Source organism: Noviherbaspirillum pedocola, from assembly GCF_016632335.1.
GTDB lineage: Bacteria > Pseudomonadota > Gammaproteobacteria > Burkholderiales > Burkholderiaceae_D > Noviherbaspirillum_A > Noviherbaspirillum_A pedocola.
In genome coordinates, this window is record NZ_JAEPBG010000006.1 from 37,711 (window position 1) to 58,858 (window position 21,148).

General features: G+C 62.4%; 26 protein-coding genes and 1 riboswitch. Of the genes, 7 read left to right on the forward strand and 19 right to left on the reverse strand.

Features of this window, described 5'->3' with window-relative positions; translation table 11 throughout:
* Positions 1 to 105 precede the first annotated feature (105 nt).
* From JJB74_RS14905 to JJB74_RS14940, 8 genes are all read right to left on the reverse strand, one after another.
* Positions 106 to 483 (reverse strand): hypothetical protein, encoded by a 378-nt coding sequence (locus JJB74_RS14905; RefSeq protein WP_200592803.1) that lies wholly within the window; start codon positions 481 to 483, stop codon positions 106 to 108.
* A gap of 116 nt (positions 484 to 599) precedes the next feature.
* On the reverse strand, positions 600 to 1,061 hold the full coding sequence (locus tag JJB74_RS14910) for a hypothetical protein (RefSeq protein ID WP_200592805.1): 462 nt from the start codon (positions 1,059 to 1,061) through the stop codon (positions 600 to 602).
* Positions 1,062 to 1,183: 122 nt separating this feature from the next.
* Positions 1,184 to 4,270, reverse strand: coding sequence for a pilus assembly protein (locus JJB74_RS14915; RefSeq protein ID WP_200592807.1), 3,087 nt, complete (start codon positions 4,268 to 4,270; stop codon positions 1,184 to 1,186).
* A 13-nt stretch (positions 4,271 to 4,283) separates the two neighbouring features.
* On the reverse strand, positions 4,284 to 4,889 hold the full coding sequence (locus tag JJB74_RS14920; RefSeq protein WP_200592809.1) for a PilX N-terminal domain-containing pilus assembly protein: 606 nt from the start codon (positions 4,887 to 4,889) through the stop codon (positions 4,284 to 4,286).
* Positions 4,886 to 5,881: a PilW family protein gene (locus JJB74_RS14925; RefSeq protein WP_200593460.1), complete on the reverse strand. Its 996-nt coding sequence runs from the start codon at positions 5,879 to 5,881 to the stop codon at positions 4,886 to 4,888. Before JJB74_RS14925 ends, JJB74_RS14920 begins: the two co-directional genes overlap by 4 nt.
* 7 nt (positions 5,882 to 5,888) lie before the next feature.
* Positions 5,889 to 6,458 carry a type IV pilus modification protein PilV gene (gene pilV, locus JJB74_RS14930; protein WP_200592811.1) on the reverse strand — a complete coding sequence of 190 codons (570 nt, stop codon included), beginning with the start codon at positions 6,456 to 6,458 and terminating at the stop codon, positions 5,889 to 5,891.
* Positions 6,452 to 6,937 (reverse strand): GspH/FimT family pseudopilin, encoded by a 486-nt coding sequence (locus JJB74_RS14935; RefSeq protein ID WP_200593461.1) that lies wholly within the window; start codon positions 6,935 to 6,937, stop codon positions 6,452 to 6,454. The genes pilV and JJB74_RS14935 overlap by 7 nt, the downstream gene beginning before the upstream one ends.
* Positions 6,937 to 7,353: a type IV pilin protein gene (locus JJB74_RS14940; protein ID WP_234484204.1), complete on the reverse strand. Its 417-nt coding sequence runs from the start codon at positions 7,351 to 7,353 to the stop codon at positions 6,937 to 6,939. Before JJB74_RS14940 ends, JJB74_RS14935 begins: the two co-directional genes overlap by 1 nt.
* 261 nt (positions 7,354 to 7,614) lie before the next feature.
* Here JJB74_RS14940 and JJB74_RS14945 point away from each other — a divergent pair, with 261 nt between their 5' ends.
* A complete protein-coding gene (locus JJB74_RS14945) occupies positions 7,615 to 7,788 on the forward strand; it encodes a CsbD family protein (protein ID WP_200592813.1) in 174 nt (57 codons plus the stop codon).
* A gap of 60 nt (positions 7,789 to 7,848) precedes the next feature.
* Here the strand turns inward: JJB74_RS14945 and JJB74_RS14950 are convergent, their stop codons facing one another.
* The gene (locus JJB74_RS14950; protein ID WP_200592815.1) at positions 7,849 to 8,370 is read right to left on the reverse strand and encodes a transglycosylase SLT domain-containing protein; all 522 of its coding nucleotides are present in this window, start codon (positions 8,368 to 8,370) and stop codon (positions 7,849 to 7,851) included.
* A gap of 364 nt (positions 8,371 to 8,734) precedes the next feature.
* On the opposite strand from JJB74_RS14950, the gene imuA reads away from it, so the two are divergent.
* Entirely contained in the window at positions 8,735 to 9,445 is a 711-nt protein-coding gene (gene imuA / locus JJB74_RS14955) for a translesion DNA synthesis-associated protein ImuA (protein WP_200592817.1), read from the forward strand.
* Positions 9,446 to 9,518: 73 nt separating this feature from the next.
* On the opposite strand, the gene JJB74_RS14960 is transcribed toward imuA, so the two are convergent.
* The 4 genes from JJB74_RS14960 to JJB74_RS14975 all read right to left on the reverse strand — a co-directional run bounded on the left by JJB74_RS14960 (position 9,519) and on the right by JJB74_RS14975 (position 13,072).
* Positions 9,519 to 10,052: a glycine zipper 2TM domain-containing protein gene (locus tag JJB74_RS14960; protein ID WP_200592819.1), complete on the reverse strand. Its 534-nt coding sequence runs from the start codon at positions 10,050 to 10,052 to the stop codon at positions 9,519 to 9,521.
* A gap of 16 nt (positions 10,053 to 10,068) precedes the next feature.
* Positions 10,069 to 10,584: a glycine zipper 2TM domain-containing protein gene (locus JJB74_RS14965; protein WP_200592821.1), complete on the reverse strand. Its 516-nt coding sequence runs from the start codon at positions 10,582 to 10,584 to the stop codon at positions 10,069 to 10,071.
* A gap of 203 nt (positions 10,585 to 10,787) precedes the next feature.
* A complete protein-coding gene (locus JJB74_RS14970; RefSeq protein ID WP_200592823.1) occupies positions 10,788 to 11,141 on the reverse strand; it encodes a hypothetical protein in 354 nt (117 codons plus the stop codon).
* 119 nt (positions 11,142 to 11,260) lie between these two features.
* Positions 11,261 to 13,072: a S8 family serine peptidase gene (locus JJB74_RS14975; RefSeq protein ID WP_200592825.1), complete on the reverse strand. Its 1,812-nt coding sequence runs from the start codon at positions 13,070 to 13,072 to the stop codon at positions 11,261 to 11,263.
* Positions 13,073 to 13,158: 86 nt separating this feature from the next.
* Positions 13,159 to 13,254, reverse strand: a riboswitch (cyclic di-GMP riboswitch).
* A gap of 426 nt (positions 13,255 to 13,680) precedes the next feature.
* On the opposite strand from JJB74_RS14975, the gene JJB74_RS14980 reads away from it, so the two are divergent.
* Positions 13,681 to 14,148: an antitoxin Xre/MbcA/ParS toxin-binding domain-containing protein gene (locus tag JJB74_RS14980; protein ID WP_200592827.1), complete on the forward strand. Its 468-nt coding sequence runs from the start codon at positions 13,681 to 13,683 to the stop codon at positions 14,146 to 14,148.
* 28 nt (positions 14,149 to 14,176) lie between these two features.
* Here the strand turns inward: JJB74_RS14980 and JJB74_RS14985 are convergent, their stop codons facing one another.
* The 6 genes from JJB74_RS14985 to JJB74_RS15010 form a co-directional block, all read right to left on the reverse strand.
* A complete protein-coding gene (locus JJB74_RS14985; protein WP_200592829.1) occupies positions 14,177 to 15,415 on the reverse strand; it encodes a hypothetical protein in 1,239 nt (412 codons plus the stop codon).
* 40 nt (positions 15,416 to 15,455) lie between these two features.
* Positions 15,456 to 15,716, reverse strand: coding sequence for a hypothetical protein (locus tag JJB74_RS14990; RefSeq protein ID WP_200592831.1), 261 nt, complete (start codon positions 15,714 to 15,716; stop codon positions 15,456 to 15,458).
* Positions 15,717 to 15,803: 87 nt separating this feature from the next.
* Entirely contained in the window at positions 15,804 to 16,091 is a 288-nt protein-coding gene (locus tag JJB74_RS14995; RefSeq protein ID WP_200592833.1) for an SWIB/MDM2 domain-containing protein, read from the reverse strand.
* Positions 16,092 to 16,184: 93 nt separating this feature from the next.
* Positions 16,185 to 16,757 carry a hypothetical protein gene (locus JJB74_RS15000; RefSeq protein WP_200592834.1) on the reverse strand — a complete coding sequence of 191 codons (573 nt, stop codon included), beginning with the start codon at positions 16,755 to 16,757 and terminating at the stop codon, positions 16,185 to 16,187.
* A gap of 3 nt (positions 16,758 to 16,760) precedes the next feature.
* Complete coding sequence (locus JJB74_RS33935) at positions 16,761 to 18,053, reverse strand: DUF6384 family protein (protein WP_200592835.1); 1,293 nt, start codon at positions 18,051 to 18,053, stop codon at positions 16,761 to 16,763.
* A 188-nt stretch (positions 18,054 to 18,241) separates the two neighbouring features.
* Positions 18,242 to 19,108, reverse strand: a complete 867-nt coding sequence (locus tag JJB74_RS15010) for an HDOD domain-containing protein (RefSeq protein WP_200592837.1) — start codon at positions 19,106 to 19,108, stop codon at positions 18,242 to 18,244.
* Between the two features lie 232 nt (positions 19,109 to 19,340).
* Here JJB74_RS15010 and JJB74_RS15015 point away from each other — a divergent pair, with 232 nt between their 5' ends.
* Genes JJB74_RS15015 through JJB74_RS15030 form a run of 4 tightly spaced genes read left to right on the forward strand, consistent with a single transcriptional unit; the run spans position 19,341 to position 21,141 of the window.
* Positions 19,341 to 19,622: a helix-turn-helix domain-containing protein gene (locus JJB74_RS15015; protein ID WP_200592839.1), complete on the forward strand. Its 282-nt coding sequence runs from the start codon at positions 19,341 to 19,343 to the stop codon at positions 19,620 to 19,622.
* Positions 19,623 to 19,661: 39 nt separating this feature from the next.
* The gene (locus JJB74_RS15020; RefSeq protein ID WP_200592841.1) at positions 19,662 to 19,934 is read left to right on the forward strand and encodes a hypothetical protein; all 273 of its coding nucleotides are present in this window, start codon (positions 19,662 to 19,664) and stop codon (positions 19,932 to 19,934) included.
* A complete protein-coding gene (locus tag JJB74_RS15025) occupies positions 19,931 to 20,533 on the forward strand; it encodes a type II secretion system protein (protein ID WP_200592843.1) in 603 nt (200 codons plus the stop codon). Before JJB74_RS15020 ends, JJB74_RS15025 begins: the two co-directional genes overlap by 4 nt.
* A 2-nt stretch (positions 20,534 to 20,535) precedes the next feature.
* On the forward strand, positions 20,536 to 21,141 hold the full coding sequence (locus JJB74_RS15030) for a type II secretion system protein (RefSeq protein ID WP_200592845.1): 606 nt from the start codon (positions 20,536 to 20,538) through the stop codon (positions 21,139 to 21,141).
* The last annotated feature ends 7 nt before the right edge of the window (positions 21,142 to 21,148 follow it).

The following is a 21,148-nucleotide window of genomic DNA, read 5'->3' on the forward strand; positions in this document are numbered from 1 at the left end:
AAAGGTATAAATCGTTTATACGAATTGCATTCTAACGCGGAGCTTGGCGATTTGCGTCGGGAGTCACGCTTTTGTCTCACCGAACCCGTTTGGCCCGATTTGCATTCAAACGCTGTGTGTTGCGCGCATCGGCTCGAATTTGTTTCTGGAGACGACATCGTTCCAGATTGCCTGGCGTAGCCTCTCGTCCAAAATGCCGCGGTAAGGCGCGAAACGGCGCAGGTGCACGTAACGATGCTGATCATCGGTCATGGCCGCGATCAGATCTTCCTCGGAACCATTGACGATAATTGTTTCCCATTCGTCGTACTCCGCGCACCAGCTTCCTTTCTCCTTCCACCGGTCAAGATTCGTCAGGCTCTTGATGCGTATCTGGGAAAGGGTGTGCCGCGCGAGGACGGCACTGGCGATTGCTTCGTTGACGTCATCGATGCGCTCTTGCCTACTGCGCACGACGGGCCCCTCAGGATTGGAGCGTGGCATTTTAGAAACCGGGACGGGAAAAGGTAGCCGATCCTACCCTCGGATTTTCCGGTTCGGATTGATGGCTTCGTATGCGAAGCGAACGCAGGTTTGACCGCGCGCGGCTGCGATGCACGCTACATCGGATGTCTTTGCACGACTTGCGGAACGGGCGCGCTCGGCGTGTCCACGCGCAGCTCCATTAATTCCGCCATGAGCAGGAACCAGACGACGGACAGCACGGCGTAGATCCATAACCGCGGCCTGCCGAAGCGCATGCGGTAAGCCACTCCGCCATGCAGAAAATTGATGATGAACAGGAAGATCGAGATCACGGCAAAAGCCGCCGCCGCGAATTCCCCGAAGTGCGGGATGAATGACATCGACGGCCTGGTGTTGACATGGTGCGAGGCGTACATCAGCGTGCCGGCAATGCCGTAGTTGCGGATGTGGTCGAACAGAAATTTCATGTCGACTTCGCGCACCTGAAGGAAGTCGTACAGGTGACCGTGAGCTTCCTTGCACAGCGAGACGGCCGCATGACGCTCGGCCTGTACGAAAGCGCCGGCATCGGCAAGCGTCTTCAGTCTGCTCTTCATGCTCTTTTCGCGCCTCGCCGTCATCCAGGCCGCCGGCTTCGTGCACATGGCGCAAAGGCGGATAGCGTTTCAAAAATGCAGTGTATGCCTGACCTTTCCCTGCCGCAATGAAAAATGTGGTGTCAGTTCACGCCAGACGACTTCAGATAGATCATCCGGCGTTTGCCGCTGATGGCCGGGCGCACTTGCTGCGATGCGATCGGCGAGCTCACGCCGCCTTGGCGCTGCGCCGCGCCGATGATCACCGTAACCGGGCGGCCGTTGATGACGACGGTGCCCATCACCGGCGACGGCGGCAAGCCTCCACCCGCGAAGATCGCGGAACGGTTTCCGCCGCACAGTCCCGGCACGCCGATCGCGCCGGCGCCATTGAGTAGGCTTAGCCAGTATCCCCGCGCTTCGCCCAGCCCAGCCGAGCAGCTGCTGGCCGACGGCGGCACGGCGCGGTTGGTGGAAAAGCTGATCATGCCGCCGGCGATGACGGCCGACGTCACCACCTGTTCTCCGTAACCGTGTTCCGACAGGTTGACGAACCAGCCGTGATACGGCCCATTGGGCAGCGCCGCGCTCAGGTTGCAGCTGTTCGGCGAGGTGTTGTCCAGCATGGCGATGGTGTCGTCGAGATTCGTCGTGGTGGTCGCGGCCAGATCGTCCAGATAAACATAGAAGCGGTTCGTGATCTGCGAGCGCACCGGGTACTGGCTTTGCAGCGGGTGTTCCCGGTCACCCGAGCCCAGCGCGACATAGACCTTGCTGCCGGCTTGCAGAAGCGCCGGCGCGAACAGGAACTTGCGGTTAGCGCCCGTGGTATACGCGACTCGGTTCATGCTCCAGCTTGAGGCCGGCAGTGGTGCCTTCGTGCCGGGGGCGTCGATGAAGCCGATTCGGTAGATGTTGCCGCCGGTGTCAGCCACATAGGCGTAATCGACCATGCCATCGCCGTCGATATCGATCAGCGCTACGTCAGCCGCGACGCTGCGTAGCGTTGGAAATGAGGTCAGCAATGCGCCGGTCTGCGCATCGAAGATGAAGATGCCTGCGCCCTTCGGCGTAGTGCAGGAAGGCGACGCCGAATCGGCGTCTTCGCACTTGTCGTACCCGCCGCCGACGATCACCACCGGCGCGGTGCTGGAATATCCCTTGATGAGCGCCACGGATGGCGTGGACCACGTCTGCCCGATGCCCTGCATTCCGGCCGTGCATCCGGTGTCGTCGGACAGGTTCGGGCAGCCTGCCTTCCACAACAGCGCTGGCGCATTCGGGTTCGTCACATCGAAGCCGTACAGCATGCGTCCGCCGCGCCGCATGGCCGGGTAGATCCAGACCTTGGAGTTGTCCGCGTTCTGGAACACGCCGATTGCGCCATCGAAAAAATAGTCTTTCGGTGTTGGCGTGGGCGTAATGCCAGTACCCATGCCAGGGTAGGCGATCAGCGGGCTGTTCGTCTGCAGCCGCTGCAACTTGCCGAAGAACTCGGGCGCGACAAAGCTCCAGCGCTCCCGGCCGGACGCCGCATCGATGGCGCGCAGCATGCCGTCGTTCGCGCCGTAGTAGACCGTCACGCCGGTGGCGCCGCCGTAGTTGACCGGCAGCGGGCGTGAATGCACCACGTCGCCGTGGATCGAGGCGCGCGTCTCCGTGATATTGCCGTTGCCGTTTTCGTCGTTGACGTCCTGGCCCAGCACGTAATTGACCAACGGCGCCGACAGCCCGGAGCTCGCGGTTGAAAACGGCACGATGGCGGTTCCCGACTGGGTGTAGACAGTACGGTTGACCGCCCATGTCGGCGCGGTGTTCGTCGTCGGCGGATTGTTCCCCTTGCGGATCACTTCGGCTACAGCGCCCTTCTCGACGATCGGGCCGTCCGGCGCGTCTGAGAAGCGGTTGTACGAGGTAACGGAGGCTGGGCAGCTTCCCGCGGGCGTCGGGTTTTCCGCGACGCTTTGCCAGTAGGTTCCGGAATCCGTCGTCCAGAAGCTGGTCGCGCAGGCGGTCACGAACCCCGTCAGCGGATTGACCACCAGGTTGCCAATTGCGTCGGTCAGGTCGACCGACGCGCCATTATTGGCAAGCTGGTACTGCTTCATGTTGCCCATCCAGCGCGGCGCGGCGTTCGGGTCCGGGCGGAACATGCCAATGAATACCTGGTTGGCATTCTGCGCCCGGTTCGTCGCCGATACCGGCAGGCTGGCCGCGGCGAAGGCGTCATTGACGCTCTGGATCTCGGTGAAGATCTGCTCGAGCGCGGCCAGCACCTGGCTGCTCGACTGCGCGGTGTAATACTTGCCGCCGCCGGCGCGCGCCATATTGGACAGGTAGTTCGATTGCGTCGGCTGGCTGGGGCCGGTCTTCGGGCCGTATACGTCCAGCGTATAGGTGTTGACGTTCTGCTGACCGGCCAAGCTCGACACATCGGTCAGGTACAGGAATCGCGCCCACTCGTCACCGCTGTAGACCTTGCTGCCGTTGTCCATCGCATTCGGCAGCACCGGCGTCGTGTCCCCGCCGACATTGGGCAACAGCGTCGTGTCGTCCTGGTTCGGAAAGCCGTTGCCGATGAAGACGATGATGTTGCGCGCGCAGGGATTCGTGATCGGCGAGACATAGGTGGAAAAGTCGCTACTGTAGGCCTGCGGATCGACCTGCGACGTCGGAAACGATGTGGCGTAGCGCGTTTGGCCGAAGTGGGTGCGGTCCAGCGGCGAGCCTGCGATGCCGTCATTGGCATGTGCCGGGCTGGTGTACCCGCCGAAGTATTTGAACGCGTCGAACATGACGCCGCCATAGTTGGCGCTGCTGGAAGCTTTCCAGGCCGAATCGGTGATGTTGGCGTTGCGCGCGGCGAGCCATTGCTGCCATGTCGAGACGTTTGTCGCATCCATTGGCTTGATGCCGAAAACGACCATGCCGCCGACGCTGCTCGAATTCGTGCTCATCAGCATCAGCCCGACATTGATGTTGCTGCCGAGCGAGCCGATGACCTGGCTAAGTGCGGTGACTTCGGCCTGCCCCTGCGCGGTTTTGTCCGCCCATCCCTGGCTCTGCGATGACCAGTTCGAGGTGTTGTCGAGGACGATGAGCACATTGACCGCGCCGGCAGACCCGGTATTCGGCGTGGTGAAAATGTCGATATCGTCGGCCTGCGCCGGAAGTCCGGCCGCCATCAATGCGGCCACGGCCACAGCCTGCATGCGCGAACGCATTTTCATCGCAATCCCCTTGCTAATTGCAGTTGTAGGTCGAATTCACATCGTCGGTCGACGTGCGCACCTTGATGCCGGCAGAGACGGTAGCCGTGGCTTGCGCGGTGGCGTCGGTTGCCACGGCGTCGATGTCCCAGAGCGTCTCGGCGCACATCGACATGGTGTTGTTGGCGCCGGCCACGCCATACGACTGCGCAACCCCGACCGCGCAGCCGGCGTCGTCCGGTCGGGACAGGTTGAGCGCCGAGTTGAGCATCGGCTTTACCTGCTGCACGCACGGCGCGGCCTGCATCTGTCCTGACGCCGGCAGGCTGCCGATCTGCACGGTGATGTCCGCGGTGCCGTCGCCGTTGACGTCCACGCAATTGGTGTTCGGCGTGCCGTTGCATGGCGCGGGCAACGCGCTGCCGGGGTTCTGCGGGAAGGTGCCGTTGCTGAAGACCTGCTCGATCGTGCTTTGCGCCGCAGCCAGCGCCTGGTTGTGCTGCTGCAGGTTGCCCACGACCTGCGTGCTGGTGCCGCCCAAGCGGTACGTCGTCAGGCCCAGCAGCGTCATCAAAAGCAGCATGATGAGCGCCACGATCATGGATGCGCCGCGCTGGCGGCAGGCCGCTCGCTGAATCATGGCAAATTCCTCGCCGAGACATTGTTGAGCCGCACGGAGGTGTCGTACACATGCCGCTTGTACAGGGCGTCGCTGCCGGTTGGCGTGAAGGTGGTGCTCGGGCCGATCTGATAGGTGCGGGTGTCGGTATAGCCAACGCTCATGGTCGGACTGCGCGCAAGCACATGGATGCGTGCGGCAACCACATTGCGCCAGGAGGCATCGTCTGCCGGCGCATTGGTGAAGAAGGCCGGCACACCGGTGTGGGTGGTGACGTTGTCGATGCCGTATTCCAGTTTCAGGTTTTCGATGCCTTCGACCAGCGAAGACACCGTGAAGCCTCCGGGCCCGAGTTCGGCGCGCTTGAGCGTCGGGATGCCGTCGCCGGGTCGGTAGTTGTTGGCGACGAAATAGATCGCCACGGTATAGCGGTGGATGGGCGCGGCCGTGCTGCAGTCGACCTTGTGCCGGTTCAGGTTCGCCATGTTCGTGTCGAGCACGAAATAGGCGGTGGGATCGACCGCGGCGAGTTCGGTGGCGCTGTTGCAGCCGGAAGCCTGGAAGTACAGCGCGCCGGACACCGCCGGATCGCACCCGACGTCGCCGATGGCGCAGGTGCTTGCGCCGCGCATGACGACGACATCGGTGCCCGCCTTCACATCCGACAGGCAGGAGGGTAGCGAGCCGCCCGTTGCGCCGCCCACGGCCATCGGCAGCGCCGCCAAGAGGCTGGGCATATCGGTTGCGCACGGATCGGGGGATGTCGGCGTGGGCAGCATCATTGGATCGTATTCGGCGAGATAGCCGGCGTTGCGCAAGCCGTCGGCCAAGAGCGACACGGCGTACTGGCCGTTGGCGATCTGCTGGTTCGCACGCTTGATTTCATCTTGTGTGCGCGAGTTCGATACGAACAGCGCGGTTGTGACGGCGAGGATGATCAGGCCAAGCGTCATTGCGATCATCATCTCGACGATGGTCACACCCTGCTGCGTTTTGATGGGCGGGCGGGTCATGGCAGCCTCAGCAACCCGGCACGCCGATACCGACCTGCGTAGCGATGGCGCGGCGCACGCCGTCGTCGCTGCCGTACTGGCCCATACCGCAGCTCAGTGCCGACGCCGCCGAACTGTTCAATCCCTGCCAGGTGACGACGATCTGGTAGACGCCGGCCCGGCATGAACCGGCGACAAGTACCGGGGGCTGGATCTGCGTAATGCAGCCACGGGCGTTCATGACGCTGCCGCCGCTCTCGGATGCGCCTTTGAGCAGGTTGCTCCATTCGCACAGGTCCCGTGCTGCGAGATCGGTTATCCCGCTACAACTCGCGGGCTGGCTGTCGCCGGTGCCGATCGTGCCCGTGCCCAGATACGCGGCCGCTTCGCTGCGGTTGGCATTGATGCGCTCCGTCATGTCGGCAATGGCCAGCGCTGCCTGCGCGCGCATGTAGGCCTCGACCTCGGTGACCTGCACCCTGCCCTGCAGCCGTGCCATCCCGAATAGCCCGATGGACAGGATCAGGATGGCGAGCATGACTTCGACCATGCTGGAGCCGTGTGCGCGCCGCGACACTCGGAAAGTGGCGGTCAGCACGTTGGCCCCGCCTGCACGAAGGGCTGGCCGCTCAATTCCACCGACACGCATTGCGCCGCGCTCGATGCGCCGCTGGTGCTGGTGACGACGATGGACACGCCGGAACCGGCGGCAAGCCTGCCCATGGAGCGATACAGCACGGAAGCCGGACCGGAGACATTCACATCGGTGAGTGCGCCATGGTCCTCCAGCACGGTGCTGCTGGCCGCATCCACGACTTGCCATCCGGCCTGCCAGCCTCCCGGCTTTGCGAGGACGGTTACGCTCGCATTGCGCTTGAGCGCTTCGCTGCGCGCCCGTTGCAGCGACAGGTACAGGTCCGTGCCTGCGCTCTTGATGCGCTGTGCCGCAACCATGCCGGTGAATGCGGGGGCCGCAACAGCCGTTGCGACGACTGCGATCGCCAGCACGGTCATCACCTCGATCAGCGTGAAACCCTTGGCGCAATTGCGGGCAATGTGCTTGCAGGCGCCGGCCATCACCACACTCCCGAGGGCGTTTTCGCGCCGGTACCGTCGACAGTCAGCGTGACGTCACCGGCTTGTGCCGTGCCGGAAACCGGCGCGGCGGTAATCGTGAATCCGGCTGGCGGGCCGGCAGAGGTCGTGAGGCTAACCGTATAGTAGGGGGATACTGTCTGCGGCGCCGGCGAATTCAGCAGCGAGACGCTGCCCGCATACGCACGCGCGTTCAACAGATAATCCTGCTGGCGCTGGGCCAGATCCAGCAGGTAGGCTTGCGCCGCGCTGCGCCGGGCGCGCTTGGCGTAGTTCTGATAGGACGGAAATGCGATGGCTGCGAGCACGGCGACGATCAGCATGGCCACGACCAACTCGACCAGCGTCACGCCGCGGCTTCTGGCGTGTTTGGTCGGCATTGCGGAACACAGTGGCATGGCCGTTCTCATCGTTAGTCGCTGCGCGGGTCCGTACATACGAAAAATCGAAGACAGGCCGGTGCCAAGGGTAGGCACTCAGCCGAGAATAGGAGGATTATTGCCCTAGAGCAAGCCGGAAGGTTTTTAAAAGCGTGGAAAAAAAGGCACGTTTTCCTACGGTCATCGCAGATGTTGTCCTACTGGCATCTCGAAAATGTCGAGCTATGCTGGAGGCACGCTATGTAGCGGAGTTGGCAAACAACCTGATAGGAGTCCGCAATGAACAAGGATCAAGTCAAAGGCGTGGCCAAGGACATCGCCGGCAAGGTGCAGGAAACCGCAGGCCAGGTCGTGGGCAGCAACAAGCAGCAGGCCAAGGGCGTTGCCAAGCAAGCCGAAGGCAAGGCGCAAAAGGCCGCTGGCGACGTGAAGGATGCGGTCAAGAACCGCTGATATCGCGACACCGAATGAAAGCGGCGGCTCGATGGCCGCCGTTTTTCTTTGCCTGAAAAATCACGACAGCACTTTTTGCCGTACCCGCGAGCGGATCTCGTCCAGCTTCTTGTTCGGCCAAAGCACTGACCAGTACCTTGCCGCACCTTTGTGACTGCTGCCGCTAGTCCATGCAACGGTTTGGTCCTTGTGCAACAACGTCGCCATGATTTTGACCGCGCATCGCAGGTTGATCAGCGGATCTTTCAGGCTGTCGGCAGCGGGGTTTAACGGCTCAAGGCCATAGGCCGGTCCATCCGAATAGCTGAGTTGCAAAAGCCCGATCGAATCCTCTTCCAGTGGCGCCGGTTCATGATAGACGCACCCCGGCTTCCAGCTCGATTCGTAAAGCGCCATCGCCACAATCAGCTCACCCCAATAACGAAGCTTGCCGTCCTTGGCAAGCGCGCCATATCCGGCAATGAATGCTTCGGGATTACCGGCTTCAAGTTCCGCCAAATGCGTCTCTATCGCCGTAAGCAATTCAGCGGTCCAGGCCCGGCGTTCGGGCTCGTCATCCCAACTCAATCCAGCTTCTGCCATGAAGGTCTCCTGTAACGCACGGTCGTGTATCGCATGGGCGCTTCGACGAAATCTAGCACCGTCAAATCGCTGCAAGACGCACGTGGCAATCAAGCTTCTTGATATGCGCCAGAGAAAGCCGGTTTCGTTACGCTCTACGAAAAATCGAACCTCGGTTGCGCGACGAAAGAGGATTCTCGCTTGCGCAAACTTTGGTCAAAAAATAGCGCACAGCATGGAGCGAAAACAGAGTTAGCCCGCGTCGCCTGTCGCGCCGCATTTACTTCCGGGTTGTTAGCGTTTATGCTGTATAAAAATACAGCATTTATCGCTGGAAATGATGCGTGCGGGTACTATGGCAGTTGCTAATAACAAAATTTCGGCCGTGGTGGAAGCGCTCGACGGCGAGCTTTCGCAAGCGATCTGGCGTGGCAACCAGATGGCTTCTGCTGTACAGCATACACACAGCACCGGCTATGCCAGTCTCGACGCGGAGCTTCCCGGGAATGGCTGGCCGAAGTCCACGCTGATTGAATTGCTGCTGCAGCAGCACGGCATCGGCGAAATTCGTCTGCTGCGCCCGGTGCTGGCCGCGCTTGCCAAGACAAAGCGCATCGCCCTGCTCTCGCCGCCCTTCATGCCGCAGATCGCCGCGTGGAGCGCTGCGAACATTGATCCCGACAACCTCCTTCTGCTCAAATCCACGCGCACCGCGGACACGCTATGGGCTGCCGAGCAGATCCTGCTCAACGGCAGTTGCGGTGCTGCGATTCTTTGGCAACAGGATGTCAAAGGCGACGCGCTGCGGCGTCTGCAGCTGGCGGCGCAGGCCTCGGAGACGATGTTCTGGCTGGTTCGCCCCGCCAAGGCACAGGACAATCCCTCGCCGGCGCCGTTGCGTGTCGTGTTGTCTGCTGCGACCGATGGCGTCAATGTGCATATCGCCAAGCGCCGGGGCCCGGTGCATGACGGCCAAGTGTTTGTACGGCTTGTGAATACTGCGGAGGAATCGGGTGCGGCCGAAAAAGCAGAAGTGCTTCCTGCTGCAGCGGTTGCTGCTCCTGCCCAACCGCGTCGGCTGCTACGGGCGGTGTAAAAAACCGGTACCTCGATTGTCTGGCATGTCGAGGTATCGGTCACTGAAGCGAACTTGGGCTGCAAGACCCATATCAATCGTCATCGTCGTCACGATGGTGGCGATGATGCCAGCGGTGGTCCCAGCGATCGCCGTAGTACACGGGCTGGGCAGGTGCGACGTAATAGCCGGGTTGTTCGATGATGGCTGGCGGGGCTTGCACATATACTGGTGCGGGCCGCACGTACACTGGAGCTGGCGCCGTATAGACCGGCGCGGGAGCCTGGTAGACAGGTTCGCGTACCTGATCCATCACGGTGCGGCACCGCTGCACGGAACGGTAGCCGGGGCCGCTGTTATTGGCTACCTGATCACCGACCAAAGCTCCTGTGACCGCGCCGATCGCGGTTGCGACAGCGCGACCGTTGCCGCCGCCGACCTGGTTGCCCAGGATGCCGCCCGCAAGACCGCCGAGAACGACGCCGCCATAGTCGTTGCCGACCCGTTGCACCGGCACCTGCTCGTTCCAGCATTCCTGGCGCGGACGTTCGACGATGCGATATTCCGTTGCCGAAGCCACAACCGGGAAAGTGAGCACTGCGATCAGACTCAATGCGCGGATCATCATGGCGGCTCCTTAAGAATCAGAAATTGCGCTTGGCGACTTCATTGCCAACATAACCGCCGCCCACCGCGCCGGCGATCGTGGCGAGCGTTTTGCCGTTTCCGCCGCCGACCTGGCTGCCGAGCAGCCCGCCGACCACGGCACCGACGCCGATGCCGACGGGGCTGTTTGCCGCTACAGCCGGACGTTGGTAAACCGGAGCCGGCGCGTAGTGCGGGGTGGCGTCATATTGCGCATACTGCACCGGGTGGGTGTGGTGCGGCACGGAAGCGTGTTGCACATACTGGTCGTGAACCACAGTCCTGTGCTCGACAACTTCGCGCACCACGACCGGCGCGGCTTGCGGCGCTGGCGCCGGTGCAGAAGCCACGACCACCTGCTGCGGCAATGTGGCAACCGGTGCGGGCACCGAACCGTGCGAACTCGGCAGCAACCCGGTGATCGCTGCGACGCCGACCAAGCTCACCAGCATCACGGATGCGGCTGCGCCGGCGAAGAGAGGATGAATGCGGTTCGATGACTGGTTGGTTTCCATGTTGTGCTCCTGAGGCGAGTGCGATTGCGTTGTGATCACAATAGCCCCGCGAACACTTCATTGGTACGCAGCAACCTGTTTCACTGGTAACGGCTTGTAAGGATGACAGTTTTATGATGCCTCTTTTTCCAGCGAGGAGCCGGGACTGTGGGTCTAAAACTAAACGCCCATCTTCGGCCCGGGTGTCCTTCTGCACTATCGGCTCAGACCGCGGTGCTGTATGCGAACGTTATCCACACGAGGGCGACCATCGCAGCAATTACGCCAATCAGAGGCAGGGTCGTTTCCATGAGTTCGGACTGCCGCTTGAAAGGGTTGGGAATAACTTTGTCTTCCGACTTCACCGTCTTGTGAAAAAGAAGATAAAGACCGCCCTCACCCAGGATCGCACTCCAAACGTAGGCACCGATGCCGTGCAAGATCAAGCCATGTCCGCGACCGTTCCTCGCTCCAATGGGCAACTTCCCGGTATAAACCCCGTATAGCGCTAATGCGAGCAAGCCGATTGCGACGATCCAGCGAAACAACTTGTCCGCGATGCTTTCCGCTTGCTTCATTGCGTACCTCCATAGGCGAACGCCCGGCGCCGCCATGACGAACCACATACGAAAAAGCCGGCCACTGCATCGCAATGACCGGCTCACCTTCCCATCGGCGCTATGGCAGAGCAAGAGCGTTAGTGGGTGACCTGAACCGAGGTCGAGGACTGGTTGCCTGCCGCATCCTTGGCTACTGCCTGGATCGTGTGCGTGCCGGAGGTAACCTTGCGCGTGTTCCAGCTGTAGCTGAGGGTGGCGCCGGTGCCTTGCGCCTTGAGCGCGCCGTCGATATAGATCCACTGGCTGATGCCGGCGGTGCCGTTGTTGTCGCTGGCGTTCGTGTTGACCGACACCGTGCCGGAAACCATGCCGGGGACCGGGTTGACGATGGAGACAACCGGCGGCGTCGTGTCCTTGGCGACCATCGTGGTGGCATTCGCCACGTTGACCGTCACGCTCGAGGACGCGCCCTTGTTGCCGGCGGCATCATAGGCATACGCAACCAGGGTCGCGGAGCCGTTTGCCACGCCGGTCGAATCCCAGCTGAACGAGAACGGCGCGCTCGTCGAGGTGGCAACGGCCGTGCCGTTGACGGTCAACTGCACGCTGGTCACGCCGACGTTGTCGGCTGCCGAGACGCTGACGGGCACAACGCCGGAGACGCTGCTGCCCGCTCCGGGCGAGGTGATCGAAGCCGTCGGCGCCGTGGTATCGGCCACGGGGCTTGCCAGCGCGGCCTGCACTGCTGCGGCGGCATTCACCCGGCCATAGCCGTAGTAAATGTCCTTGCCGGCCGCGCCCAGGTCCACTGCGGTGGACTGCAGGATATTCTGCACCGACGCGCCGGTCAGGTTCGGATTGGCGGCCATCACCAGCGCGCCGACCGCAGCAGTCAACGGGCTGGAGAACGACGTGCCCATCCATTCTTGATAGCCGCTGCCGTTCGACGTGGTCCATACGTCGCCCGGCGCGGACAGCGTTACAAAGCTGCCGTAGGTCGACCAGCTGTACAGGTTGTCGTTCGGGTCAGTGGCGGAAACCACAATCATCGAGGACGTCGGCGTGGTGGTGTCCTGCGTGCCGTTGTTGCCCGCCGAGACGAATACCAGCCCGCCCTTGCTTTGCATGTACTGCGCAGCGCTGATGATGGACGAACTTGCCGAGACGCCGCCGTAGCTAACGTTGGCGATCTTCGCGCCATGGTCCGCAGCCCACGTCAGGCCATTGGAGATGGTGCTGTAGTAGGCATAGCACTCGTTGTAGGTCGTGTCGAAATAGGCCACGCGGATCGGCATGATCTTGGCCTGGCCTGCGACGCCCGCCACACCCGCACCGTTGTTGGTGACGGCTGCTGCGGTGCCGGCCACAGCAGTACCGTGGCCGCAGGCATCCGCGGTGTTCGTGTTGTTGTCGTAGAAGTTGTAGCCGGCTACAAGATTCGGCACAAGGTCAGGGTGCGAGCCGTCGACGCCGGAGTCGAGTATGGCGATCGTCACGCCGGCGCCCTGGGTGGTGTCCCATGCGCTCGGCGCATTGACCTTGGCGAGGTGCCATTCGCTGCCAAAGTACGGATCGTTCGCTGTGAACTTGGCTGACACCTTGCGGTCGAGCTCGGCGAACTGGATGTGCGGGTTCTGGGACAGGCGCTGCACCGCGGCGGTCTCGGACGCACCGGCAGGCAAGTCGACGATATGCAGGTCGCTTTGGCCGACCTTGCGGGCATGGCCGCCGACAGTGCTGGCGATGGCGGCAAGCGCCTGTTCCGGCAGGCCGGCGCGCGGCATCACGAGGATGCGGCCCTTCGCCCACTGCTCCGCGGCTGCGGGGGCGGCGCTGGCGCTGCCGACGGCGCCGCAGCCCAAAAGGCCGACAAGCAAAGCAAGCGTGAGCTTGCGGGGAATGGCGCGTCGCGCCGGGAAGTGATCTTTTTGCGGTTTGGTAGAGTTCATCTTTGTTCTGTTTAATTGGCTTAAACAGAACTGCAGAAGCGCGCGCCTGCGACAGAAGGAAAAATGGCTGCTGCTGGCATGCGCTTTCTGGCAGTCCTGCCGTCATGGGATCAACTGCTTGGTGATCCGGTAGACCGGTGACTTTGCGTCCCCCGCTTTCGCGAGGTTTGCCCTTTGCAGAATGCGCATGCAGTTCAGATAGGTCCGATGAACGCTGTTGGACCCGGCACGACTGGATGCGACATCCCTGTACGTCCTGTGTTCAGTTCCGCATCAAAAGGTCGTGCACTCCTTGGTAATGGCGCCGCGGTGGCATACCCGCGGCTTCGTTGAAAACCCGCGACCGTGACGATCGCGGGGAAAAGCTTCGTGGAGGTCTTGCCGACGCAAGACGCAGTAATCGTAGTATTTCCTTCTGACAACCATCTGACAGCGAACCTCACGTTCGCCAGTCAACTATTCCTGTATCCATTTGGCCTCAGATTCGTTCCGCCGGAAGATTGAAAACACCTTCGAAAACGGGCGGCTTTCGTCTGTTCGGCGCGGCCGCTTGTGATGTGCTGTGGATGGTGGCAATTGCCGTCGCCAGGACGCTATACGGAGGAATAATGACGCACGAAACAACAACGCGGTCCGAAGACGGAGCGCTATCCGAGCGCGCGCTGCAACTGCTAGGTGGCCCGACGATCTGCGAGCCTGCGCCAGACGATGGGGCCGGCATGGCGCAGGCAATACGATGCGGCTTGTCCGATGACGCGCTGTTCCACCTTGCGTCCGACGTTCCATGGATATGGCAGGACGGCTCGCTCGAGCGCGCGCTGCTCGGCACATCGCCGCAGAGCGTCATCGAAAACGGGCGCCTGTGCGAAGACGACGGCTGGCGCTTGTGGCGGCTGGCCTTGATGATCTGCCGGGCGCAGGACGTACTGGGTGATTTGGAAGCGGGCTGCAGGTGGCTCAGGGCATACCGCATGGACAATGCGGGAAACCATCCGCTCGACCTGCTCGGTACGGCTGAAGGCGCGGCCGCAGTCATGAACCGGCTGCTGCAGATCGAGTACGCGGTCTACTGTTGAAGAACAGGCAGCGCCGTCATGGCGGGCGCTACTGGGCAGATGCATTGTGCGCCGCGCCGAACTCGATGCGGTGCGCATTGATCTGCCTGACGACTTCATCCTCGGAGATATTGCCCGCCATGTACCCGCTCATCAGGTTGTTGAGCGGCAGCGCCGGCCGGAAGCCATAGCGCGCGTCGCAAGCGGAGAGAATCCGAATTTCCAGCGCCCGTGCCCGATCCCGGTCCTTCGCGGCACGGCCGCGCCGGGTGAACGCGTTGCCGTAGCGGCTTCTGAGGGATTTGAGTTCACTGCGCAGGCGTTGCCATTCCATCGCGTGCGCCGCGCCGAAACCACCGGGAAGTCTGCGGATCGTCTGCAGCAGCACGGCATCCGGCAGCGCGTGCATGAATTCCATCGTGAGATCGTGCGCCTGCTGGAAGTGGTAATCGCTGTTGCCCTGGTGCGCCGCGAGCTGGGTTTTCAGCGTGTCGGACTGGCGTTGACGCTGCGCGATCTCCTGCTCGACGTCGGCAATCTGGTCGAGTAACGCATCGATGCCTGCGCTTTTACCCGCAACGGCTTCCATCGAATGCAGCCACTCCTGCAGCTGTACGTGGCGCTGGTCGGCAGGCCGCTGCGCCTGCTCGAGTTCCTCTTCGAGTTCGCGCAACCGCTTGCGATTACGCCGCACGCGGGGATATCGGCACAGCAGCGCGAAAAGGTGGTCACCGAGTTTGCTGACGCCGCGCACGGCGTAGCCCGGCTCGCCGTACTGGACCGAGGCAAGGTAGCCGACGATGCGGTTCTGCTGGTCGCGCAAATCGGCATCCTGGCAGCGGGAACGTTCGGCCTCGGCCTGCGCGACGGTTTCATGGTGCGCGCGCGCTTCCTGCGACTGCCTCGCCTTCATGTCCTGGTAGTTCGCATCCAGCAGCAGGGCCCGTCGCATTTCGAGCGTGGCGCGATGCACCGCTTCGTAGATCGTGACGATTTTCCCGCGCAGCGCCGCCTCTTCTTCAGCAACGGCCGACTGCTGCGACTGGATGAATTCTTCCTCTTCGGTGCGAATCAGCAGGTGCTCGGCCGCTGCCAGCGGCAATTCGACGCCATGCTCAACCTTCAGCGTGGCGACTTTCGACAGCAGCGCGTAGAGGCTGCGTTCGATTTCATACTGGCGCTCGACGGGTGCTTGCAGCGCGGCGTCGAGCTGCTGCAACGCGGCCTCGTAATGTGCCGTATTGGCAGCGACGCTGGCGTAGACTTGCGAGGATGGCAGCACCGACATACGCGAGGATCCGGCTTGAGATTGTCAGCCTCTGGTGCCGTCAGCGCGATGCTTCTCGCACAAGCTCCCATCCAGCGGAGCCGCGGCGCATTCGCCGGATTGCCACCTTGGTAGCGGGTTTGGTGGGCGAATGAACGCTGCGCATGGTCGCCTTGCCGTTGATCTCATCCACAGCTTCAACCCGGCATTGCCGATTGCCCATGCGCTCGTCCAGATCGCGCCATACCTGTCCTACGCATACCTGAACGCCTTCTGGTGTGACGGTGGAAACGGCGAACGACAGCTTTGCGGTCTTAACCATGGAATCTCTTTCGAAGAGGGTCTGCGCCCGGTTGGCGCAGCAAAAACGGGCACCATTGCGGCGCCCGTTCTTTAGCCTGCAGCCCGATCAGCCTTTCAGGTGGCCGGACATCAGCTTGGTCATTTCGAACATCGATACTTGGTCCTTGCCGAAAATCGGGCGGAGCTTGTCGTCGGCGTTGATGTTGCGCTTGTTGGTCGGGTCTTGCAGGTTGTTCTTCTTGATGTACTCCCAGACCTTCTTGGTGACTTCAGTGCGCGGCAACGGGCTGCTGCCAATGACAGCGGCCAGTTCTTTCGACGGCGTCAGCGGCTTGTTGAATGCGGAAACGGCGCCGGCTTGCTTCGCGGCTGGTGCTTTTGCGGCTTTGGTCATACTGTACTCCCTCAGATGTTGCGTTATGAAACCGGGTTCGTCCCGGCATGATGGCGGCGCAATGCCGCCCGGTTGCTTGCCTGGTCTTGCTTCTCACGCCGGCGCGGCAGCGGCGAACTCGCCGACAGGCGCTGCGCCTTGCAAAAAGCCACCGCCACCCGAATGAGCTGCGGCCGGCATGCCTTGCTCGAGCGACGCCGCATGGCGCAGACACAAGGCTTCGATTTCCTGCATGACGCACGCGTAGTTTTCCGCGAAACGCTCGCTTTCGGGCGGCAAGCGCGTGATCATAGCAAGCAGGTCAGCAGGCGCACGGGCGGACAGGCAGTCAACCACGATGCGATGGGCGGCAAGGTAGCGATCATCACTCTCTTCGGCCAGTGGCGCGATCTGCTCGCGCACCGCTGCCAGCTGCGAGCGCACCTGCAGGCTATCGATGCCATTCGCGGCGAAGCGCGTTTTCAGGCCAGCTTCGATGTCGCGCAGCGCCGCGATCTCGTGGCGCCGCTCGTCCATGAGCATGGTTGCCTGCTGCGGCAGGTCGACCGCGTATTGCAGCAGCAGCGTGGCAAGGGTACGCACATGGCCGGCAAGACGCCGCTCGGCATGGGCGATTGCGGCCGCCAGTTCGTTCGGCGCGCGCAGCGTGGCATGAAGATGGAGCATGGGCTATTTGAACAAGAGATCAGGTTGATTGGAGGCGGCGGCGGTGTACCGGACCGTGATTGAATTGGCTGGCTTCTCGCCCAGGTTCGACAACGCGGCGATCCTGATCTGGTCCATCAACTCGAAATACTGCTGGCGCGAAATCTGAACCGCGAATTCGTGATCCAGGGCTTCGTCGCCGGTATCGGCACTGATTCCCGGCATAGGAACGGCGGCACCTGATGCATCGACGGCTTCGGCCAGCACGAAATAGTTGGTGCGCGTCGAAGCGCCATTGCCCATCGGCGTATAGGCGCGGGCAAACTCGCTGGGCTGACCGTTTTCCAGCACCATGCGCACCGTTACCGGCGTTGTGGCGAACGCGAGCAAGCCAGCAAGACGCATGACACGCCGCTGCGCCGCGACCGCATCCATGTTATCGATCGCTTCAGTCACTGCGGCGGCTTGCGCATCCACTGTTGCGCGCTCAGCATCAGGCAGCGCAAGCAATGTGAAGCCGGCCAGCGTTTCGGTGGCGCGTTCGCGCGCTGCATCAAGCGCGGCAATTTGAGCCGCATCTGTCGCAGCGTCCAGGCGTTCGACGCAATTTACCGCCGCGGCGACGCCCTTCCCGTCGGCCTCATCGATGGCGCGAGCCGCGTCACGTTCCATCGTCGCGGCATAAGCGAAGCGCGAGCGGGCCAGTTGATACGCCGGAGAGGCCTGCATGTTTTGCAGGCGCAGGTTGGCGTCGAGAAGCTTTTCGACGCCGGACAGGGTCGTGGCGAGGTGATCCAGGACCGGCGCGGCGGCGTCGAGGTGCGTTTTCGCCCGCTCCAAGTAGGGGCGGATATCGACATAGGATTCGCGGGTCAGCGACACCGGGACACCGACGATCGCATCGTGACGCACGCGCTCGATGTCCTGCGAAATGCCGATCATCATGCGGGTGGCCGAGCCAAGGGGAGAATGCTTCAGCCGGGTGTCGATTGCGGTAGCGCGCATCTCCGATTGCTGTAGCCGGGCGGCGGCATCCGACTGGCGTTGCACTGTCTGCGCGGCTTCCTTGAGCGCATTCTCGTAAGCCACCGTGTCGAAGTGGTACCACACGCCGTACGCCGACAGCGCCAGCGAGATCCCCGCTGCGCTGAAGACGACGATCCGGCGCATGCGTGCGTTCGCGTGTGGCGCTTCCCGCGAAAGCAGGCGCGCACGCTTGATATCGGATTCGTCCGGATCGGCCAGTCGCCGCGCGATGCGCGAGCGTGCAGTATTGACAGCGCCAACAGCGCGTTCGAGGCAGGCAGTGTACTTCACGCGGTCCTTCGAAAAAGCGGTGTAGATGCAGGCCCGAATTGACAGGCATGCGCTTGCCGGTACTCTCTCACGTCAGCATCGCCGCGCAAGCGGAAGAAACGATAATCACCCGATGCGCTCTGCGGAAGCGGAAACACTCACCAAATGCGACACGATTTATCGCGCAAGGCGCGTTGCACGCCCCTTTTTCAGTCCACGGCAGACAGGATTGCCCGCACTGCCTGCCGCCCTTGACTGAGAATCGCGTCGCAATCGTCTTCGTTGACACCGGCAAGCTGCCAGATTTGCGGATGCAGGCGCTTTGCGAGCGCTTCTTCCTTGACCGATCCCTGCAGCACATGCGCCAGCGCGTCGGCCAGGTGAACCAACGGAGCGAGGGAAAATGCCGCGGCGTGCTCAGGATGATGGTGAAACGCGATGGCTTCCTGCACCAGAATCGGAAAGTGCCACTGGCAAGCGATCGCGCTGCCGGCGCACGCATGGTCCACGCCGAGGGTGCGCCGTTCGACTTCAATGCCCGGCACGTTTTCCCGGCGCGCGAAGGCGCGCGCGGCGGCGTAATGTCTCGGATAGGCGCTGGCCAGCACCAGGCAGCCGATATCGTGCAGCATGCCAGCGGCGAAAGCGTGCGTGCCATCGTAGCCGGCGCGTTCGGCCAGAATCCGGCACAGCGCCGAGGTCGCAATCGCATGCCGCCAGAATGCGTCCGCGTCGATGTCGCCACCTTCGATGTGTGCGAACCGCTCGCGCACAGCGCCGCCCAATGCCAGCGTGCGCAGCATGTAAAAGCCCAGGACCTGCACCGCTTCCTCGACATTGGCCACGGCGTTGGTCTGGCTGTGGGATGCCATGTTTGCCAGCAGTAGTGTTTTCGCCAGCAATGTTGGCTCCAGCGCCATTTTTCCGGCGAGCGTCGCCATGTCGAGCTGGGCTTCGCTGCGCAGCTGGTACAGGTACAAGACGGCGGCTGGAAGCGGCGGTAGCTGCCGGATGTGCTGCGCCACCATCTCGGGAAGCGGTGCGCCGATGTCATCGGGCTCGTCGAAAAGGCTCACGGATTGTCCTCATCACAGCAGCGCGGCGCCGGGGACGCCTGAAACGCCAGCCGACCTTAGCGCCCATCCCTTTCCGCGACACAACAAAACCTGCGCGAAATCGCCGCGCATTGAGCAAAAGAAAGTTTTGCGGCGTCCCTAGAATTGGCCTTGCGGTGAAATGCGGCAGTCGTTGCCCATGCCGCGCAAGCGCCACAGCCGCACAAGGCGCAGATTCTCGGAAGACCCAGATATGGCGACGAAATCCCCTCTGCTGGCTATGCCTTCGTACGATCCGGATGCCCTGCTGAACCACGTAATGGTGCTGCTGAAGCTGCGCACCGATGCGGAGCTTGCGAAGGCACTCGGCGTGTCGCCGCCGGCGTTGAGCAAGGTCCGGCATCGCCGCATGGAAGTTGGCGCGTCGATGCTGATTCGCCTGCACGAGGCGACGGACCTGTCGATTCGGGAACTGCGCAATCGCATGGGCGACACCGCAAAACGCTATCGCATGCCGGCAGGCGGCCAGGACTGAGCGCCTTCGGGCATCGCTTAGGAAAAAGGAGACAGCACGATGAAATCGATGTACGGCTACACCAAAGAGCCGGTACCGCGCTGCGTGGACGCGCCGCACTATCTGCCCAAGCCGCTGGTGCTTTTCGGCATGGCCGTCTACTTCGCCGTGGTGAGCATTATCGCCGCGCACATATCGCCCGCCGCATCCGATGGCCGGCTTGTTCCGCGCTATGCGTCGGTGCCGGTGGTGTCGCAGCAGGCCGGTGTGTTGAATTTCACCATCGACCTGCTGAAAAAGCGGCTGTCTCGCCATTTCTGGACCCTGGCATGAAGTCAGCTCGTCGCATCCACCCACAAGGCTTCACGATGATCGAGCTGGCCGTCGTCACGGCGGTCATCGGCATCCTGCTGTGCGTGGTGGCGCCGAGCATCCGCAACAATGAAAATGCCGGCCGCGCCGCGCAGATCGAGCGCATCGCCCAATCCGCGGTCGGCAATTGGGCCACGCTCACGCAGCAGACCGGCCTGCCAACCACAGTCAACAACAGCCCGATTGCGGCCACGCCCAGCGCTACGGGTGTGACCGAAGTGCTGTTCATCGGCGCGTCCAAAGTCGCCTCGTCGTTCCAGCCGGCCTACAGCGCCTCGAGCGTACAGGCGATGACGCAGATCGTCGATAACCCGTCAGGCAGCACCTTCCGCACGGCTGGCAGCGTCAATACGACCATCACGATGGATGGCGGCGGCGGCTCGCCGGTGACCGTCACGTTCCAGAACGTCAGCAACCTGATCGCGCAGGCGATCATCAACCACACCAGTGCAGACGCGAGCCTGACCGTGGATGGGAATTCCTACACGGTTGGACCGTGGACCTATACCTGCGCCAGCGCGACGCTCACCTGTACCCTCACCTATTCCAGGCAGCTCTGACCATGAACCGCGTTCGCTCCGCGCGTGGCCGCGGCTTCACGATTTTCGAGATGGCGGTCGTGATCACAGTGCTGGGCATCATCGGCGTGGTGGTCGCGCCGATGATCGTGGGCAGCAGCACCAATGCCAAGGCAACGCAGCTGCAAAAGCTGGCCGATGACACCGCCGATCAATGGTTTTACCTTACGACTCAGGCGGGCACCGGCAGCGCGATCTCGTCGCTCCAGCCGTTCTTTACAACTGCTTCGCCCGACCTGTACGCCGAAGGCGTCGTCTACCTGGGGCGCGATTATGTCTCGCCCTCCTACGTGGGCGCGTATGACCGCAGCGGCGTGGTGCCGTTGAACCGGGCTGTCGGCTACAACGGCACCGATTTTTATGTGCTCGACGTGCCGGGGTCTACCGTGAAGATCTCTGGCGGCGGCAACAGCGCGCTGCAGGTGGCATTCACAAATATCCCGGCCGAGATCGTACTGAACCTGCTGCGCCGGCTCGATCCGCAGGCCTCGTTGACGACTGGCGCCGCAACCACAGTGGGCGACATGACCTATAACTGCGCGAGTGCGGCCGGATCCTGCGCCAGCTTGTCGTTCGCGCGGCGCCATTGAGAAGGAC

Coding starts and splice junctions, on each gene's coding strand:
- JJB74_RS14975 (WP_200592825.1), bottom strand. CDS start 13,072: ATGAACTCTACCAAACCGCAAAAAGATCACTTCCCGGCGCGACGCGCC.
- JJB74_RS14950 (WP_200592815.1), bottom strand. CDS start 8,370: ATGGCAGAAGCTGGATTGAGTTGGGATGACGAGCCCGAACGCCGGGCC.
- JJB74_RS14915 (WP_200592807.1), bottom strand. CDS start 4,270: ATGAAAATGCGTTCGCGCATGCAGGCTGTGGCCGTGGCCGCATTGATG.
- JJB74_RS14990 (WP_200592831.1), bottom strand. CDS start 15,716: ATGGTTAAGACCGCAAAGCTGTCGTTCGCCGTTTCCACCGTCACACCA.
- JJB74_RS14905 (WP_200592803.1), bottom strand. CDS start 483: ATGCCACGCTCCAATCCTGAGGGGCCCGTCGTGCGCAGTAGGCAAGAG.
- JJB74_RS14910 (WP_200592805.1), bottom strand. CDS start 1,061: ATGAAGAGCAGACTGAAGACGCTTGCCGATGCCGGCGCTTTCGTACAG.
- JJB74_RS14960 (WP_200592819.1), bottom strand. CDS start 10,052: ATGATGATCCGCGCATTGAGTCTGATCGCAGTGCTCACTTTCCCGGTT.
- JJB74_RS15025 (WP_200592843.1), top strand. CDS start 19,931: ATGAAGTCAGCTCGTCGCATCCACCCACAAGGCTTCACGATGATCGAG.
- JJB74_RS14985 (WP_200592829.1), bottom strand. CDS start 15,415: ATGTCGGTGCTGCCATCCTCGCAAGTCTACGCCAGCGTCGCTGCCAAT.
- JJB74_RS15015 (WP_200592839.1), top strand. CDS start 19,341: ATGGCGACGAAATCCCCTCTGCTGGCTATGCCTTCGTACGATCCGGAT.
- JJB74_RS14945 (WP_200592813.1), top strand. CDS start 7,615: ATGAACAAGGATCAAGTCAAAGGCGTGGCCAAGGACATCGCCGGCAAG.
- JJB74_RS14965 (WP_200592821.1), bottom strand. CDS start 10,584: ATGGAAACCAACCAGTCATCGAACCGCATTCATCCTCTCTTCGCCGGC.
- JJB74_RS15000 (WP_200592834.1), bottom strand. CDS start 16,757: ATGCTCCATCTTCATGCCACGCTGCGCGCGCCGAACGAACTGGCGGCC.
- JJB74_RS14925 (WP_200593460.1), bottom strand. CDS start 5,881: ATGACCCGCCCGCCCATCAAAACGCAGCAGGGTGTGACCATCGTCGAG.
- JJB74_RS14935 (WP_200593461.1), bottom strand. CDS start 6,937: ATGGCCGGCGCCTGCAAGCACATTGCCCGCAATTGCGCCAAGGGTTTC.
- JJB74_RS14995 (WP_200592833.1), bottom strand. CDS start 16,091: ATGACCAAAGCCGCAAAAGCACCAGCCGCGAAGCAAGCCGGCGCCGTT.
- JJB74_RS14970 (WP_200592823.1), bottom strand. CDS start 11,141: ATGAAGCAAGCGGAAAGCATCGCGGACAAGTTGTTTCGCTGGATCGTC.
- JJB74_RS14920 (WP_200592809.1), bottom strand. CDS start 4,889: ATGATTCAGCGAGCGGCCTGCCGCCAGCGCGGCGCATCCATGATCGTG.
- JJB74_RS15020 (WP_200592841.1), top strand. CDS start 19,662: ATGAAATCGATGTACGGCTACACCAAAGAGCCGGTACCGCGCTGCGTG.
- JJB74_RS15030 (WP_200592845.1), top strand. CDS start 20,536: ATGAACCGCGTTCGCTCCGCGCGTGGCCGCGGCTTCACGATTTTCGAG.
- JJB74_RS14940 (WP_234484204.1), bottom strand. CDS start 7,353: ATGCCACTGTGTTCCGCAATGCCGACCAAACACGCCAGAAGCCGCGGC.
- JJB74_RS14980 (WP_200592827.1), top strand. CDS start 13,681: ATGACGCACGAAACAACAACGCGGTCCGAAGACGGAGCGCTATCCGAG.